Origin of the sequence: Bacillus sp. FSL R5-0523, from assembly GCF_037975295.1 — a bacterium.
In the GTDB taxonomy this organism is placed as follows: Bacteria; Bacillota; Bacilli; order Bacillales; family Bacillaceae; genus Bacillus; species Bacillus subtilis.
Genome location: NZ_CP150251.1, coordinates 2320249 through 2335459, shown reverse-complemented (window position 1 = coordinate 2335459; position 15211 = coordinate 2320249). Strand labels below are relative to the sequence as shown.

Here is a 15211-nt window from a genome sequence, read left to right as displayed (position 1 = left end):
GTCAGGTGTAAACAGTGAAAAATAAAGAACTTAACTTACATACTTTATATACACAGCACAATCGGGAGTCTTGGTCTGGTTTTGGGGGGCATTTGTCGATTGCTGTATCTGAAGAAGAGGCAAAAGCTGTGGAAGGATTGAATGATTATCTATCTGTTGAAGAAGTGGAGACGATCTATATTCCGCTTGTTCGCTTGCTTCATTTACATGTCAAGTCTGCTGCTGAACGCAATAAGCATGTCAATGTTTTTTTGAAGCACCCACATTCAGCCAAAATTCCGTTTATTATCGGCATTGCCGGCAGTGTCGCAGTCGGAAAAAGCACGACGGCGCGGATCTTGCAGAAGCTGCTTTCGCGTTTGCCTGACCGTCCCAAAGTGAGCCTTATCACGACAGATGGTTTTTTATTTCCTACTGCCGAGCTGAAAAAGAAAAATATGATGTCTAGAAAAGGGTTTCCTGAAAGCTATGATGTAAAGGCGCTGCTTGAGTTTTTGAATGACTTAAAATCAGGAAAGGACAGCGTAAAGGCCCCGGTGTATTCCCATCTAACCTATGACCGCGAGGAAGGTGTGTTCGAGGTTGTAGAACAGGCGGATATTGTGATTATTGAAGGCATTAATGTTCTTCAGTCGCCCACCTTGGAGGATGACCGGGAAAACCCGCGTATTTTTGTTTCCGATTTCTTTGATTTTTCGATTTATGTGGATGCGGAGGAAAGCCGGATTTTCACTTGGTATTTAGAGCGTTTTCGCCTTCTTCGGGAAACTGCTTTTCAAAATCCTGATTCATATTTTCATAAATTTAAAGACTTGTCCGATCAGGAGGCTGACGAGATGGCAGCCTCGATTTGGGAGAGTGTCAACCGGCCGAATTTATATGAAAATATTTTGCCGACTAAATTCAGGTCAGATCTCATTTTGCGTAAGGGAGACGGGCATAAGGTCGAGGAAGTGCTGGTAAGGAGGGTATGAAATTGTGCATCATATCGAACTGTATGTCTCTGATTTGGAGGCGTCTAGGCGGTTTTGGGGATGGTTCTTAAAAGAACTTGGCTATAAAGAGTATCAAAAATGGAGCTCAGGCATCAGCTGGAAGAAAGATCGTTTTTACTTAGTGATTGTGCAGGCGAAAGAGCCATTTCTAGAGCCGGAATACCATAGATGCCGAGTCGGTCTGAACCATCTCGCATTTCATGCTGAATCCAAGCTTCAAGTCGATCAGATGACTGAAAAATTGACGGCAAAAGGTTATCGTGTGTTGTACCGAGACAGGCATCCTTTTGCCGGAGGAGACGGGCATTATGCAGTCTTTTGTGAGGATCCAGACCGGATTAAGGTAGAGCTCGTTGCCCCAAGCTGTTAATCGTGATCTTCGGACAGGCTGTTCAGCTTTTTCTCAATGCGATCCAGCTGCGCTTTTCGGTTTTTCGCATACTTGAAGCCTGTAACAGCCGCAAAGATGACAGCGGCAAATATAATAAATACAAACAGCTGAAACATCACATCACCTATATTCATGTTCTTCACCTCATGTTTGCGGGAGAGATTCATTCTCTTCCGTTTTTTATGTAAAGCGGCTTTTCCAGACGGGAACGGTGTTTTGTGGTCTCTGTTTTCATTTGCCGATAGGCGAACGCTAAAAATGGCAGGCCGAGCAGCGTAATGCCGCTCAGGACAGAAAAAATATAAATCGGCCGGCCAGCGCCAAACAGGTCTATACATATCCCCCCGACCCAAGGGCCGATGACGTTTCCGAGCTGTGAAAAACCGATTGCCCCGAAATAAGTGCCTTTTAATCCTGGTTTTGCAATCTGGTCTACATACAAATCCATCATAGAGAACAAAAGAACTTCGCCGATTGTAAATGTGATGACAATCATCACAATTGATGGAACACCGTGCGATACGGTGAAAATGGCCATGCTGATACTAACCATCACATTACCGAGCATCAGAGAACAAAGCGGCGAAAACCGTTTTGCAAAATGGACAATGGGAAATTGCGTCGCCAACACAACGATTGCGTTTAATGTCAGCATCAGCCCATACAGCTTCGTTCCATTGCCGATCAAGGGGCTCTGCGCCATATACTGAGGGAATGTGGAACTCAATTGTGAGTAGCCGAAGGTGCATAGCGTAATGCCGACCAAAGCAATGGTAAAAAGATAATCTTTTTGCGTGACCATAAACGCTTCCCGCACGCTCATATTTCGGGACTGGGCTGGTGCTGATAAGGATGGATGTTTTTTAAATTGGAGGGCAAGCACAATTCCGTATAGTCCGTAAATGACTGCAGGCACCAAAAAGGGCGTAGTCGATTGCGATGAGCCGAAATATAGGCCAAGCACAGGTCCGAAGACAACGCCGATATTAATAGCTGCATAGCGTAAATTAAAAACTAGCAGTCTCGTTTTTTCTTCTGTCATATCAGACAGCAAGGCCTTTGAAGCGGGCTCAAACAGTGATTTGCAAAGACCGTTTAATGCGTTGACTACAAAAAACACCCAGAGATGAGATGCCGCCGCAAAGCCTGCAAATACCAGCATCCATCCGAAAATCGATACAAGCATCATGTTTTTTCTGCCGAATTTATCTGAGATATATCCGCCGTAAAAGCTTGCGAGGGTGCCGACTGATGAGCTCGCGGCAATGACCAGCCCTGCATAGGAAGCTGATGCGCCTTGGACGGCTGTCAAATAAATCGCTAAAAAAGGAATGCTCATCGATGTTGCCATTCTGCCGAAAATGGTTCCGATTATAATTGTCCAGCTGATCGGGTGGATGTCTTTCCATTTCTTCATGAATTATATTCTCTCCTGTATGTATGATCTTTCTCTATCATATATGAAAAAATTTCCTTCTCCAATAGATCGTTCAAAATATTTCGTTATTGACATGTAGTATGCCTGATTGTATGGATGGCAATATACTATGCGTTGAGGATGCGTGTGGCTGACGGAGTTTACATCTTGAAATTGAAGAAGGAAAATGACGGGATGTCCGATGAAAAGCAAAGCGATTGGTCAGTGAGAGTGTGTTAGTTTAAGCCGCCAGAACGTGGATCATATCGGCAGTGAAACCGGATATGAGATCAAGATGTACGCTGAAAACCGGCATGGGCCGCATGACAGAACAAGAGAGCACATCTCTTCGAAAAAGTGTATACGCGTGATCATGGACAGCTTATTCCGTTTTGCGCGAGCACTGAGGGGAATTTTATGCCAGGCCATATGAATCTATGGAGCGTGAGAAAATCCTGCTTTTTTCTGTGAGCCTGAAACTGTTTATTTGTTTCAGGCGGTGTTTTCAAAGTGAAGCCGCATCAGCGGCTGAAAGCACTGGCAGTCATACGTTTAAGAGAACAAGCCTTGGTTTGTGACATAGTCATAAATGATATCTTCTATATGAGCATGCAAATCCTCATCTGGTTCTTCATTCCGTCTCTCTTCTAGAGCTGCTTTCAGGCTTTGTTTTTCATACGGGCTTAACGGATCTATAGCAACGTTTCTGCCGTATTGCCGCAATGCCTGTTCCATCATTTTTTCGACAAATTTCTCCATCATGACTCTCCTATCCTTATGCTTCGCTTTTATTCTACTAAATGTTTTTCTTCTCTCAAACCCTTGGATCATATTTTCTGTCAGACAAGAATCATTTACCAGTATAAAACGAACATACTTTCGCATATAATGAAAAACGAACATAAGTTCTTTTTAGAGGTGTGTATGATGAAAGAAAAAGTGATTTTTCTCGTTGACATGCAATCGTTTTATGCATCTGTAGAGAAAGCGGAAAATCCATATTTGAAAAATAAGCCCGTCATTGTTTCGGGTGACCCTGAAAAAAGGGGCGGAGTCGTATTGGCTGCCTGCCCGCTGGCGAAACAAAAGGGTGTGGTGAATGCTTCACGGCTGTGGGAGGCGCAGGAAAAGTGTCCTGAGGCTGTTGTGCTCCGGCCGCGTATGCAGCGGTATATTGATGTATCACTGCAAATTACGGCCATTCTCGAGGAGTATACAGACCTTGTGGAGCCTTATTCTATCGATGAACAGTTCATGGACATTACAGGCAGCCAGAAGCTGTTTGGGACGCCGATGGAGATCGCGAAAAGCATTCAGGGCAGAATCATGCGGGAGATCGGCGTTTATGCACGGGTCGGAATCGGCCCTAACAAAGCGCTGGCCAAAATTGCGTGTGACAATTTTGCCAAAAAGAATACGAACGGCATTTTCACCTTAACGAAAGAAAATATGAAAACCGAAATGTGGCCGCTCCCGGTGGGCAGCATGTTTGGCGTCGGGAGCCGCATGAAGCATCATTTAAATCGAATGGGCATCAGCACGATCGGCGGGCTCGCGGCTTTTCCGCTCGATCTTTTAAAAAAGAAATGGGGCATTAACGGCCACGTGCTGTGGATGACGGCAAACGGAATCGACTATTCCCCTGTGTCAACTTCGTCTCTGGACGGGCAAAAGGCGATAGGCCATGGAATGACTCTCCCGAGAGACTACGAACACTTTGACAAAGAAATCAAGGTCGTATTGCTTGAGCTGAGTGAAGAAGTGTGCAGGCGAAGCCGAAACGCCGGGGTCATGGGGCAGACGGTGTCAGTGAGCTGCCGGGGTGCTGATTTTGATTGGCCGACGGGCTTCAACCGGCAAGTGAAGCTGGCAGAGCCGACTAATTCTACGCAGGATGTATATGAGGCTGTCCGCCGGCTGTTTCTTACATTTTGGGACGGGAAACCTGTCCGCCGTCTCGGTGTCAATCTGTCTCAGCTCTCATCTGATGACATATGGCAGCTCAATTTATTTCAGGATTATGCAAAGAAAATGAGCCTAGGCTATGTGATGGACGGCATTAAAAATCGATTCGGCGACACAGCAATCATCAGGGCGGCGTCACTGACAGCGGCAGGCCAGGCATTTGAACGTGCGGCTAAAATAGGGGGGCATTATAAATGAACGATCATTTAAAAAGGGGCAACCTGCTGTGGGAAGGGAGCAGGATGTTTCTGCCGGAACATAAGCAAAGCCTGCTGGAGAGAAAGCGACTTAAACAGAAGCTGCAAAAGCCGATCCTTGACCCCGATAAGCTGGAAGAGATGAATCAAACGCTTTGCGCCGCGATGGAGTTCGCTCAGGATATCACTGTGAGCTGCTTTCAGGACGGTGAAATTGTCCGCTGCACCGGGAAAATCTGCCGGTATGAAGAGTTTGAAAAAGCAGTATGGATAAAAGGAGACGAGAATCAGCTTTATAAGCTGAAACTTGATCAAGTGCTTGATATTGTGCTGTAAAGTCTCTCCTCCTGCTTGGGGGAGAAATAGGCTAAAATGATGAAACATTGTTCCCTCGGCAGTCTGGAAACGTATGATAAAGGAAAGAAGGCATTTACAATTCCAGCCAGGCAAAATATAATTTTTATATTGTGAGAAAAAGAGCTGACATTCGTTTTGCCAGACGGAGGGAGATCAAATCGTAATGGATATTCGAACAATCACGTCTTCAGATTATGAAATGGTAACGTCTGTACTGAATGAATGGTGGGGCGGCAGACAGCTGAAAGAAAAATTGCCGAGACTATTTTTTGAGCATTTTCAGGACACAAGCTTTATTACATCCGAACATAACAGCATGACGGGATTTTTAATCGGATTTCAATCGCAATCGGATCCTGAAACGGCGTACATTCATTTTTCCGGTGTGCATCCAGATTTCAGAAAAATGCAAATTGGGAAACAATTGTATGATGTATTTATCGAAACAGTAAAACAAAGAGGCTGCACCCGGGTAAAGTGCGTCACTTCACCTGTGAATAAGGTATCAATCGCATATCACACAAAATTGGGGTTTGATATTGAAAAGGGCACCAAGACGGTAAATGGCATCTCAGTGTTTGCAAACTATGATGGCCCGGGCCAAGACAGGGTACTGTTTGTCAAAAACATATGAGGGGGAAATATAATGGATTTTTTATCAAAAACACCTGAGCCTCCTTACTATGCAGTCATTTTTTCTTCTGTCAAAAGCGAAAATGACACAGGATATGGAGAAGCAGCGGAGCGGATGGTATCGCTTGCGGGGGATCAGCCTGGATTTTTAGGCGTGGAAAGCGTACGTGAAGCGGATGGAAGGGGCATCACAGTTTCCTATTGGGACAGTATGGACGCAATTAACCATTGGAGGCATCAAACTGAACATCAAGCGGCAAAAGAAAAAGGAAAAAGCGTTTGGTACGAGTCGTATGCAGTCCGCGTTGCAAAAGTTGACAGACAGCGGCTGTTTCAGGAGAACACGAATGATTGAATTTCTCCAGCATAAGGAAGCCACTATAGCGCGTGAGATTTTAGCCGTACAGATCCCCGCCTACATAAAGGAAACAGAGATTATCGGTTTTGACGGTATTCCCGCTTTACAAGAGAAGGTGAAGGATATTCAAGCATCCCATGAACGGTTTGCGGGATATCGGAAAAACGGCAAGCTGATCGGTGTCATTTCATATGAGAAAAACATGCATCATCTCACCATTTGCAGGCTTGTTGTGCATCCTGACGGTTTCAGAAAAGGAATTGGACGAGCACTTCTGCAATTTGTCATTGATCATAATGAAGACGCTGAGAAAATCGAAGTAGTCACAGCCGAGAACAATACCCCGGCCGTGTCACTCTATACACAGGCCGGATTCCAAAAGGCAGAAACCGTCAAAGCAGCGCAGGGTCTATTGCTGTCGGTCTTTCATTTGTATCCGAAAAGAAAAGTTGAGGTCGTTCTCTACAACGAAAAATGGGCAGAATGTTACGATGAAGAAAAAGAACGGCTGAAACTTGTGTTCGGGCCGGAGATTATCGCTGTTCATCACATCGGAAGCACATCGATACCGAACATGGCAGCGAAGCCAATCATTGATATGTTAATTGAAGTCAGAAGCATTGAAGCCGTGAGCCAATTTGATGAACAAATGAAGGCTAACGGCTATACACCAAAAGGTGAGAACGGCATAGCGGGCAGGCGTTATTTCCAAAAGGGCGGAAATAAACGCACTCATCATGTCCATATGTACGAACAGGGAAACCCTGCTATTGAAAGGCATCTGTTATTCAGAGATTATCTCAGAGCTCATCCAAACATAGCGAAAGAATACGCCGTTCTCAAAAAACGGCTGGCGGCCCAGCACCCTGACAGCATCAATCAGTACATACAAGGGAAAGATGAGTGGATCAAGACTGCAGAAGAAAATGCGAAGCGGTGGAAAAAAGGCAGAAACAATGCGAATGGCAGTGTTGTATGCTACAATAGCAAAAATGATGAAAACGGGGGTTTCACCTTATGAACATACATGTGACAGATGCAGCAAAACAGGCACTGCAGCAGGCGTTTGACGCCAACCCGGGGAAAAAAGCCCAGCTTCGTTACGATGCAGAAGGATGCGGCTGCGCGGTAAGCGGTGTCCCGACAATCTGGCTGGCAGAAGAATTAACGGGACAGTGCGAGCAGCTGGAAACGAACGGCATTCCGCTGTATATCCAATCGTCGCAAAAAGTGTTTTTTGACGATCAAATGACGATCGATTACAATGAAAAAGCCAAAACATTGGCGCTGAAAAGCCCGGCTGAAATGCTCAGCCCCAGAATGAGCATATTAGTAAAGTAGGAGACGCGAAACGTGGAACAAAAGCTGAAGGCAATGAAGAACACAGCACAAAATAAAACGTGGGTATCCTTCCTGAATCAAAACCATCCCTATACCTTGCTTCACTGGTCAATTGGAGGAGCAGAGTCCATCAAGAAAGATGTCTGGCTATTGCAGGATGAAATGACCTTCGAGACGCAGGAGTTTACAACGATAGATCTTGCGATTGAATGGATCAGAGAAAATATGGATGGCATTACCGACGTTCTGTAACATAAAAAAGCGAAAGAGCCGAAGAGGCCTTTCGCTTTTTTATTCTGTTGAATCATTCATGTTGTCTAAAAACTCCTGCACTGTTTTTCGGTACGTATCCCGATTTTTGGTATATGACATGGCGTGTTCACCGTTCTCGGCAATGTACAGCGCTTTCGGCCCGCGTTTCTTTTCATAAAGCCGCTTGGTTGAAGAAACAGGAATGTAGTCATCATCCTTACTGTGAATAAAGAGGACCGGCTTTTCGATTTTATCAATGACAGCAAGCGGAGATACTTCACGTGCGCGATAGCCGCCTCTCAGCTTCAAAAAGAAGTCGGCGATAGGAAGCAGGGGCCAAGACGGGAGCCTGTATTCCGCTCTCAGCCGGTAGGCAAGCTGTTCATCAAAACATGCGAACGGACAATCGGCAATATAAAAATCAGCGCCATCGCTGCAGTGTGCACCAGCGTAAAGCAGGGCGGTCACAGCTCCCATCGACTCACCGTGAATTCCGATCAATCCGCGATGATTTGTTTTGTTTTTGAGCCAGCTGACAACCTTATTGAGATCATCCTTTTCGTAAAACCCGTAGCTGGTCGTCTTTCCGCCGCTTTGGCCATGCCGGCGGTGGTCATAAATGAGCACATTCCAGCCGAGATCTAGAAATAAATGCATATACTTAAGAGAATTCAGTACATTCATCGTCACCCCGTGGCAGATGATGATGGTATTTGGTGTGTCATGCGGTGCGACATGGTATCCTTTTACGTCGTACCCGTAAGCGGATGGTATCACAAAAGCGGTTTTCTCCATTTGTTCAAATGATTCAAACACATCATGTCCGTCGTCTGTCTCTCTTTTGATAATGTCTTCATCCGTTTTTCTCTTGATGAATAGAATCATATTCGAAAAAACAATTCCACTTGCGATGACAGCTGTTACGAGAGCGCCAATGGCCAAAAAGATTTTCTTCAACAAGTCACAGCACCTTTCAACTAAATATAGGTAATTCGTGTTTAAAATCATTATACCTAAACACTGCTTCGCTGAGAAAGTAATCAGAAGAGAGTCTGCTTGTTCAGTGTATATGCTCCGTGATAAACTGTCTTCAAAACAAAACATGGGGGAAGTCTGAATGAAAAAACAAAAATCCGCTGATAAGCACCAGCTAAAAGACGGCCTTCAATCCGATATCAAAGCAAAGCTTATGGAGATGAAGAGCCAATTGAAGGAAGAGGATGAAAAGAGGCAGGAAAGAGAAAAAGCAGAACAGATCAGAAAGAAAAAAGAGATCGAAAAAAATAAGAGCTTTGAAGAACTCCTAAATGAAAGCCAAATGGATTGGCATCAATATAAATAAACCAGCACCTGCCTGTACGGGTGCTGGTTTTTCTGCTATGAGCGATGAGCTTTGTAAATGTCTTGTTTCGCATGAGATTGGAGCGCTTTGATTTCCTCTTCGGTTAAACGCCGTGCATTTGCTGCCTGAATATTTTCCCGTAACTGCTCAATCTTACTGGCGCCTGTAATCACTGAAGCGACAGCCGGCTGTGCTAGCAGATACTGCAGCGACTTTTCTGTCATGGAAAGATCGGGAGCCACTTCCTCCATTGCCTTGCGGGCGTTTGTCAGTTCCTCGAATGAATAGGACAAGTACCCGTTTTGTTTCATGCTGTCTGAAGCTTGATCAAGCGGTTTTTCAGTTAAGAGCCCTTTGGCAACAGGACCTCTGGCGACTACGCTGATTTGATGTTCCTCTAAAAGCGGGAGCCATTCCTCAGGGCGTCTGTCAAAGAGGCTGAATTGCATCATAATGCTGACGATGTTTGATTTTTTTACATATTCTTTAATCACATTCGGGCGGATGGAAGAAATGCCGTAGTAGCGGATGACACCTTCTTGTTTTAATTCCTCAAACGCTTCGATCGTTTCATCAATGTTGTCCTCTATCGTGCCGCCATGAAGCTGATAAAGGTCGATATAATCTGTTTTCAGACGTGTAAGGCTCTTTTTTACCGCCTCTTTTATGTAAGCTTTTGAAGGGTCCCAATACCAGCCCTCGCTTCCGTCATCCCAACGGTTTCCCGCTTTTGTTGCCAGTATAATATCCTGGCGTCTGTTTTGGATCGCATCACCGACAATTTCTTCATTGCGGCCTCGGTCATACAAATCCGCTGTGTCCAAATAGTTGATGCCAAGCTCGATCGCTTCATCCAGAATGGACAATGCTTTGTTTTTTTCAGTTCCAAGAGACATACAGCCGAGTCCGACTTCACTAATGTCTAAATCAGATGTACCCAATTTGCGCTTTTTCATGTGCACACTCCTTTTTTAGGCTTTGTATTGACCGTAATATAAAGGAGCTAAAGTTTCAACTTTTATGGCTTTGAGATCCAATCTTTCACATATTGAAATGTGCGTCCATACTCTTTTAACTTCGCCCGAATTTCCCATGCTTTTCCGACTAAGACAACACCTTTTGGCATGCGGTGCACTTTCACGAAGAAGCCCCCTTTTGCTCTAGTATGATAAAATGTATGGGGCATCATATAGAGACAGAACGGGAGATGAAGAAATGAAATCATTAGAAGAAAAAACAATTGCCAAAGAACAGATCTTTTCGGGTAAAGTCATTGATCTTTATGTCGAGGATGTAGAGCTGCCAAACGGCAAAGCCAGTAAACGTGAAATTGTGAAACACCCTGGAGCTGTAGCGGTACTAGCCGTCACAGATGAAGGGAAAATCATCATGGTCAAACAATTCCGTAAGCCGCTTGAGCGGACGATCGTTGAAATTCCGGCCGGTAAGCTTGAAAAAGGTGAGGAGCCGGAGTATACGGCACTTCGGGAACTTGAAGAGGAAACCGGTTATACAGCAAAAAAACTGACAAAAATAACTGCGTTTTATACATCACCCGGATTTGCAGATGAGATCGTTCACGTTTTTCTTGCTGAGGAGCTTTCTGTGCTTGAAGAAAAACGGGAGCTTGATGAGGACGAGTTTGTTGAAGTGATGGAGGTGACGCTTGAAGATGCGCTAAAGCTGGTTGAATCGCGTGAAGTATATGATGCTAAAACAGCCTACGCGATTCAGTATCTTCAACTGAAAGAAGCGCTCCAAGCACAAAAATGAAAAAGATTTACGCGGATTTGCACATTCATATCGGCCGGACCTTTACAGGAAGGGCTGTCAAAATAACAGGCGCCAAAACATTAACGCTGGACAGAATTTTGGTTGAAGCCAGTGAACATAAAGGAATTGAACTCCTCGGCATTATCGACTGTCATTCTCCGGAAGTCATTCTAGAGCTTGAGGAAGGCATTTCATCTGGAAAATATCGCGAGCTTGATGGGGGAGGAATCCGTTATCGCAGCACGACTCTTTTATTGGGGAGCGAGCTGGAGATTTATGATGAAGCCTGCAGCGGACCGATCCATGTGCTCGTATTTATGCCGACGCTGGCTGATATGAAACAGTTTTCAAACTGGCTGTCAGCCCGGCTGAAAAATATTCATTTAAGCTCGCAGCGGATTTATGAAACGGGCTTAAACCTGCAAAAAAAAGTGCAGGATATGGGCGGCTTGTTTATCCCCGCCCATATCTTTACGCCGCATAAAAGCTTATATGGAAAAGGGGTTAAATCAAGCTTAACTGAGGTTTTTGATCCATCTATGATAGACGCGGTGGAGCTTGGATTAAGCTGTGATACAGACATGGCATCACACGTATCGCAATTGAATCCGTATCCTTTTTTAACAAATTCTGATGCGCATTCGTTGGGGAAAATCGGCAGAGAATATAATGAACTATATGTGCAGTCAGCTGATTTTACTGAATTTGCTCTTGCATTAAAGGGACAAGATGACAGGAAAATTATCGCAAATTATGGCTTGGACCCGTTATTGGGGAAATATTATCAGACGGCTTGCGAAGCGTGCGGAGAGCCTGCTGTAAGCGGGGAAACAGCGTGCGCGAATTGCGGAAATGCCAGATTTACCAAGGGAGTCAGCGAAAGATTGCGTGAATTGAGTGATCAGCTTGAAGTTCGCGTCCCGCGTCCGCGATATGTACATCAGATCCCGCTGCAATTTGTTCCGGGTGTAGGCCCGAAAACGCTGGACAAACTAAAAAAAGCCTTCGGAACAGAAATGGCTGTTCTTCACGAGGCTGCAGAAGAAGATTTGGCTCGCGTTGTCCCGCCGAAAACCGCGGCGCTTATCGTAAAAGCGAGATCCGGAAAACTGGAATTGAAAGCCGGAGGAGGAGGAACCTACGGTAAAATTAAACCGTGAGTTAAAGATTAACTCAGTTCCTCCTGTACTTTTCTTTTTGTGCGTATAAAGGTAATCAGCTGGATGATTTCATCTTCACTCAGCGGCTGGCCATCAACAGAAATGGTAAAGTCAAGGCTGCTCCACGTGGCCAATTCTATGGCCTGAGGAGCAGTCTGCTTTTGTTTCTCGCGGCCTAAAAGTTCATCGCAGGTTGTGTCAAAGAGGTCAGCCAGCATGGCGAGCGCTTCAAGTGAAGGCCGTCGGTAGCCTGACTCGTAGCCGGCATATGTGCTTTTTGCGATACCGAGAAGGTCAGCTGTATATTGAAGCGACCAATTTTTCTTTTTTCTCAATTCAGTTAAACGATCTAGATTCATGAACTTCCGCTCCTTTTTCACCTTGAGCTGATTATATCATATAGGTATTAGGAAGTGTACGCGAATTGAATAATAATGTCTTGCGTATTTTATTTTCCGTGTCTATAATTGCATTAAAAGTATGCGAAAAGCGAATACCTTCTCGCAACCCATCTTTAGATACAGTGAAGAGGTGCATGGTATGAAAAAATTATTGATGTTGACAACTGGGGGAACGATTGCTTCAGTTGAAGGGGAAAATGGGCTGGCTCCCGGAGTCAAGGCTGATGAATTATTAAGTTACGTATCAAAACTTGATAACGATTACACAATGGAAACTCAGTCGCTTATGAATATAGACAGCACCAATATGCAGCCTGAATACTGGGTGGAAATAGCGGAAGCCGTTAAGGAAAATTATGATGCCTATGACGGGTTTGTTATTACTCACGGTACAGATACAATGGCCTATACATCTGCCGCACTATCGTATATGCTGCAGCATGCCAAAAAGCCGATTGTCATCACCGGCTCGCAGATTCCGATCACGTTCCAAAAAACCGATGCCAAAAAAAATATTACTGATGCCATTCGATTTGCCTGTGAAGGCGTGGGCGGCGTTTATGTTGTATTTGACGGCAGAGTCATTCAGGGAACGCGTGCGATCAAATTAAGAACGAAAAGCTACGACGCATTTGAAAGCATCAATTACCCATATATCGCTTTTATCAATGAAGACGGGATCGAATACAACAAACAAGTAACGGAACCTGAGAACGACACCTTCACAGTTGACACTTCACTATGCACAGATGTATGTCTGCTGAAGCTGCATCCAGGCTTAAAGCCCGAAATGTTTGATGCCCTGAAAAGCATGTACAAAGGAATTGTCATTGAGAGTTATGGCAGCGGAGGGGTGCCGTTTGAAGGCAGAGACATTTTGTCAAAAGTGAATGAACTGATCGAAAGCGGCATTGTCGTCGTCATTACGACTCAATGTCTTGAAGAAGGCGAAGACATGAGCATTTACGAGGTTGGCCGCAGAGTCAACCAAGACTTAATTATCCGATCAAGAAATATGAACACAGAAGCAATTGTGCCAAAATTGATGTGGGCGCTAGGTCAGTCTTCGGATCTTCCTGTCGTCAAGAGAATTATGGAAACGCCGATAGCTGATGACGTTGTCCTGTAAAATGTAAAAACGATAACCAGCAAAGAGAAAGAAGGTTAAAGATTATGTTAAACGGCCAAAAAGAATATCGCGTGGAAAAAGACTTCCTTGGGGAAAAACAAATTGAGGCAGATGTTTATTACGGAATTCAGACGCTCCGTGCTTCTGAAAATTTCCCGATCACAGGATACAAAATCCATGAGGAAATGATTAACGCACTGGCGATTGTGAAAAAAGCTGCGGCTCTTGCCAACATGGACGTGAAACGGCTGTATGAAGGAATTGGCCAAGCTATCGTACAAGCCGCTGACGAGATTCTGGAAGGCAAGTGGCACGATCAGTTTATCGTCGATCCGATTCAGGGCGGTGCCGGAACTTCTATGAACATGAACGCGAATGAGGTTATCGGAAACCGGGCGCTTGAAATCATGGGCCATAAAAAGGGAGATTATATCCATTTAAGTCCAAACACACATGTGAACATGTCACAGTCTACGAACGATGTGTTCCCGACTGCTATTCATATTTCCACATTGAAGCTCTTGGAAAAACTGCTGAAAACAATGGAAGATATGCATAGTGTGTTTAAGCAAAAAGCACAGGAGTTTGACTCTGTTATTAAAATGGGCCGGACACACCTTCAAGATGCGGTTCCGATCCGTCTTGGCCAGGAATTCGAAGCTTACAGCCGTGTTCTCGAGCGTGATATCAAACGAATCAAGCAATCGCGCCAGCACCTGTATGAAGTCAACATGGGCGCAACTGCTGTTGGTACAGGGCTGAACGCTGATCCTGAATATATCAAACAGGTAGTAAAGCACCTTGCTGATATTAGCGGGCTTCCTCTTGTCGGCGCTGATCATCTTGTTGATGCGACACAAAATACAGATGCCTATACAGAGGTATCAGCTTCATTAAAAGTCTGCATGATGAACATGTCGAAGATCGCAAACGACCTGCGCTTAATGGCGTCGGGGCCGCGCGCCGGACTTGCGGAAATTTCTCTGCCTGCACGTCAGCCGGGTTCATCTATTATGCCGGGGAAAGTCAATCCGGTTATGGCGGAGCTGATCAACCAAATTGCGTTCCAGGTTATCGGAAACGACAATACAATCTGCCTTGCTTCAGAAGCGGGCCAGCTTGAGTTGAACGTCATGGAGCCCGTGCTTGTCTTTAATTTGCTTCAATCCATCAGCATCATGAACAACGGCTTCCGTTCGTTCACTGATCATTGCTTAAAAGGCATCGAAGCCAACGAAAAGCGGTTGAAGCAATATGTAGAAAAAAGCGCTGGAGTGATCACTGCAGTCAATCCGCATCTTGGATATGAAGCGGCAGCTAGAATTGCCAGGGAAGCAATTATGACAGGGCAATCTGTCCGGGATCTTTGTCTGCAGCATGATGTGCTGACTGAAGAAGAATTGGATATTATTTTAAACCCATATGAGATGACCAAACCAGGTATCGCAGGGAAAGAACTATTAGAAAAATAAAATTTGTACAAAATACAGCTTATTCATC

At 44.8% G+C, this 15211-nt stretch carries 21 protein-coding genes; 14 read left to right on the top strand and 7 right to left on the bottom strand.

The genetic code is table 11. The annotated features are described in order from the left end of the window. Window positions 1–14 precede the first annotated feature (14 nt). Both coaA and NYE53_RS11820 read left to right on the top strand, forming a co-directional pair. Window positions 15–974, top strand: a complete 960-nt coding sequence (gene coaA, locus NYE53_RS11825; protein ID WP_003245966.1) for a type I pantothenate kinase — start codon at window positions 15–17, stop codon at window positions 972–974. A 4-nt stretch (window positions 975–978) separates the two neighbouring features. After that, entirely contained in the window at window positions 979–1365 is a 387-nt protein-coding gene (locus NYE53_RS11820) for a VOC family protein (RefSeq protein WP_004398989.1), read from the top strand. Here the strand turns inward: NYE53_RS11820 and NYE53_RS11815 are convergent. The 3 genes from NYE53_RS11815 to NYE53_RS11805 all read right to left on the bottom strand — a co-directional run bounded on the left by NYE53_RS11815 (window position 1362) and on the right by NYE53_RS11805 (window position 3562). Then, a complete protein-coding gene (locus tag NYE53_RS11815) occupies window positions 1362–1520 on the bottom strand; it encodes a hypothetical protein (RefSeq protein ID WP_014477259.1) in 159 nt (52 codons plus the stop codon). The genes NYE53_RS11820 and NYE53_RS11815 overlap by 4 nt on opposite strands. 29 nt (window positions 1521–1549) lie before the next feature. Continuing rightward, window positions 1550–2803 (bottom strand): MFS transporter, encoded by a 1254-nt coding sequence (locus NYE53_RS11810; protein ID WP_123373117.1) that lies wholly within the window; start codon window positions 2801–2803, stop codon window positions 1550–1552. 552 nt (window positions 2804–3355) lie between these two features. After that, window positions 3356–3562, bottom strand: coding sequence for a YqzH family protein (locus NYE53_RS11805; RefSeq protein WP_095431485.1), 207 nt, complete (start codon window positions 3560–3562; stop codon window positions 3356–3358). Window positions 3563–3727: 165 nt separating this feature from the next. On the opposite strand from NYE53_RS11805, the gene NYE53_RS11800 reads away from it, so the two are divergent. The 7 genes from NYE53_RS11800 (at window position 3728) to NYE53_RS11770 (ending at window position 7906) form a co-directional block, all read left to right on the top strand. Beyond that, window positions 3728–4966, top strand: a complete 1239-nt coding sequence (locus NYE53_RS11800) for a DNA polymerase IV (protein ID WP_072175567.1) — start codon at window positions 3728–3730, stop codon at window positions 4964–4966. Continuing rightward, window positions 4963–5301, top strand: a complete 339-nt coding sequence (locus tag NYE53_RS11795; RefSeq protein WP_153256174.1) for a YolD-like family protein — start codon at window positions 4963–4965, stop codon at window positions 5299–5301. The genes NYE53_RS11800 and NYE53_RS11795 overlap by 4 nt, the downstream gene beginning before the upstream one ends. Window positions 5302–5485: 184 nt before the next feature. Further along, complete coding sequence (locus NYE53_RS11790; protein WP_004398668.1) at window positions 5486–5956, top strand: GNAT family N-acetyltransferase; 471 nt, start codon at window positions 5486–5488, stop codon at window positions 5954–5956. 9 nt (window positions 5957–5965) lie between these two features. Further along, window positions 5966–6310 (top strand): antibiotic biosynthesis monooxygenase, encoded by a 345-nt coding sequence (locus NYE53_RS11785; RefSeq protein WP_251187989.1) that lies wholly within the window; start codon window positions 5966–5968, stop codon window positions 6308–6310. Next, window positions 6303–7334 (top strand): bifunctional GNAT family N-acetyltransferase/GrpB family protein, encoded by a 1032-nt coding sequence (locus NYE53_RS11780; protein WP_251187978.1) that lies wholly within the window; start codon window positions 6303–6305, stop codon window positions 7332–7334. Before NYE53_RS11785 ends, NYE53_RS11780 begins: the two co-directional genes overlap by 8 nt. Continuing rightward, complete coding sequence (locus tag NYE53_RS11775; protein ID WP_003226552.1) at window positions 7331–7654, top strand: iron-sulfur cluster biosynthesis family protein; 324 nt, start codon at window positions 7331–7333, stop codon at window positions 7652–7654. The genes NYE53_RS11780 and NYE53_RS11775 overlap by 4 nt, the downstream gene beginning before the upstream one ends. A gap of 12 nt (window positions 7655–7666) precedes the next feature. Then, window positions 7667–7906, top strand: coding sequence for a YqkC family protein (locus NYE53_RS11770; protein ID WP_003230411.1), 240 nt, complete (start codon window positions 7667–7669; stop codon window positions 7904–7906). A gap of 39 nt (window positions 7907–7945) precedes the next feature. On the opposite strand, the gene NYE53_RS11765 is transcribed toward NYE53_RS11770, so the two are convergent. Beyond that, complete coding sequence (locus tag NYE53_RS11765; protein WP_339248532.1) at window positions 7946–8863, bottom strand: alpha/beta hydrolase; 918 nt, start codon at window positions 8861–8863, stop codon at window positions 7946–7948. Between the two features lie 160 nt (window positions 8864–9023). Here NYE53_RS11765 and NYE53_RS11760 point away from each other — a divergent pair, with 160 nt between their 5' ends. Next, complete coding sequence (locus tag NYE53_RS11760; RefSeq protein WP_003230416.1) at window positions 9024–9248, top strand: YqkE family protein; 225 nt, start codon at window positions 9024–9026, stop codon at window positions 9246–9248. 35 nt (window positions 9249–9283) lie between these two features. Here the strand turns inward: NYE53_RS11760 and NYE53_RS11755 are convergent, their stop codons facing one another. Both NYE53_RS11755 and mciZ read right to left on the bottom strand, forming a co-directional pair. Next, entirely contained in the window at window positions 9284–10204 is a 921-nt protein-coding gene (locus tag NYE53_RS11755) for an aldo/keto reductase (protein ID WP_021479963.1), read from the bottom strand. A gap of 62 nt (window positions 10205–10266) precedes the next feature. Then, window positions 10267–10389, bottom strand: coding sequence for a Z-ring formation inhibitor MciZ (gene mciZ / locus NYE53_RS11750; RefSeq protein ID WP_003230420.1), 123 nt, complete (start codon window positions 10387–10389; stop codon window positions 10267–10269). A 74-nt stretch (window positions 10390–10463) separates the two neighbouring features. Between mciZ and nudF the strand changes: the two genes are divergently transcribed. Both nudF and NYE53_RS11740 read left to right on the top strand, forming a co-directional pair. Further along, complete coding sequence (gene nudF, locus NYE53_RS11745; RefSeq protein WP_004398600.1) at window positions 10464–11021, top strand: ADP-ribose pyrophosphatase; 558 nt, start codon at window positions 10464–10466, stop codon at window positions 11019–11021. Further along, window positions 11018–12181, top strand: a complete 1164-nt coding sequence (locus NYE53_RS11740; RefSeq protein WP_033884655.1) for a TIGR00375 family protein — start codon at window positions 11018–11020, stop codon at window positions 12179–12181. Before nudF ends, NYE53_RS11740 begins: the two co-directional genes overlap by 4 nt. A gap of 8 nt (window positions 12182–12189) precedes the next feature. Here the strand turns inward: NYE53_RS11740 and ansR are convergent, their stop codons facing one another. Next, window positions 12190–12540: an HTH-type transcriptional regulator AnsR gene (ansR, locus tag NYE53_RS11735; RefSeq protein WP_004399024.1), complete on the bottom strand. Its 351-nt coding sequence runs from the start codon at window positions 12538–12540 to the stop codon at window positions 12190–12192. Between the two features lie 181 nt (window positions 12541–12721). Here ansR and ansA point away from each other — a divergent pair, with 181 nt between their 5' ends. Both ansA and aspA read left to right on the top strand, forming a co-directional pair. Further along, on the top strand, window positions 12722–13711 hold the full coding sequence (gene ansA / locus NYE53_RS11730) for an asparaginase (protein ID WP_004399032.1): 990 nt from the start codon (window positions 12722–12724) through the stop codon (window positions 13709–13711). 44 nt (window positions 13712–13755) lie between these two features. Further along, window positions 13756–15183, top strand: a complete 1428-nt coding sequence (gene aspA / locus NYE53_RS11725) for an aspartate ammonia-lyase (RefSeq protein WP_014480179.1) — start codon at window positions 13756–13758, stop codon at window positions 15181–15183. The last annotated feature ends 28 nt before the right edge of the window (window positions 15184–15211 follow it).

Coding starts and splice junctions, on each gene's coding strand:
- ansR (WP_004399024.1), bottom strand. CDS start 12,540: ATGAATCTAGATCGTTTAACTGAATTGAGAAAAAAGAAAAATTGGTCG.
- NYE53_RS11815 (WP_014477259.1), bottom strand. CDS start 1,520: ATGAATATAGGTGATGTGATGTTTCAGCTGTTTGTATTTATTATATTT.
- NYE53_RS11755 (WP_021479963.1), bottom strand. CDS start 10,204: ATGAAAAAGCGCAAATTGGGTACATCTGATTTAGACATTAGTGAAGTC.
- NYE53_RS11800 (WP_072175567.1), top strand. CDS start 3,728: ATGATGAAAGAAAAAGTGATTTTTCTCGTTGACATGCAATCGTTTTAT.
- NYE53_RS11740 (WP_033884655.1), top strand. CDS start 11,018: ATGAAAAAGATTTACGCGGATTTGCACATTCATATCGGCCGGACCTTT.
- nudF (WP_004398600.1), top strand. CDS start 10,464: ATGAAATCATTAGAAGAAAAAACAATTGCCAAAGAACAGATCTTTTCG.
- NYE53_RS11795 (WP_153256174.1), top strand. CDS start 4,963: ATGAACGATCATTTAAAAAGGGGCAACCTGCTGTGGGAAGGGAGCAGG.
- aspA (WP_014480179.1), top strand. CDS start 13,756: ATGTTAAACGGCCAAAAAGAATATCGCGTGGAAAAAGACTTCCTTGGG.
- NYE53_RS11775 (WP_003226552.1), top strand. CDS start 7,331: ATGAACATACATGTGACAGATGCAGCAAAACAGGCACTGCAGCAGGCG.
- NYE53_RS11780 (WP_251187978.1), top strand. CDS start 6,303: ATGATTGAATTTCTCCAGCATAAGGAAGCCACTATAGCGCGTGAGATT.
- ansA (WP_004399032.1), top strand. CDS start 12,722: ATGAAAAAATTATTGATGTTGACAACTGGGGGAACGATTGCTTCAGTT.
- NYE53_RS11810 (WP_123373117.1), bottom strand. CDS start 2,803: ATGAAGAAATGGAAAGACATCCACCCGATCAGCTGGACAATTATAATC.
- NYE53_RS11805 (WP_095431485.1), bottom strand. CDS start 3,562: ATGGAGAAATTTGTCGAAAAAATGATGGAACAGGCATTGCGGCAATAC.
- NYE53_RS11760 (WP_003230416.1), top strand. CDS start 9,024: ATGAAAAAACAAAAATCCGCTGATAAGCACCAGCTAAAAGACGGCCTT.
- NYE53_RS11790 (WP_004398668.1), top strand. CDS start 5,486: ATGGATATTCGAACAATCACGTCTTCAGATTATGAAATGGTAACGTCT.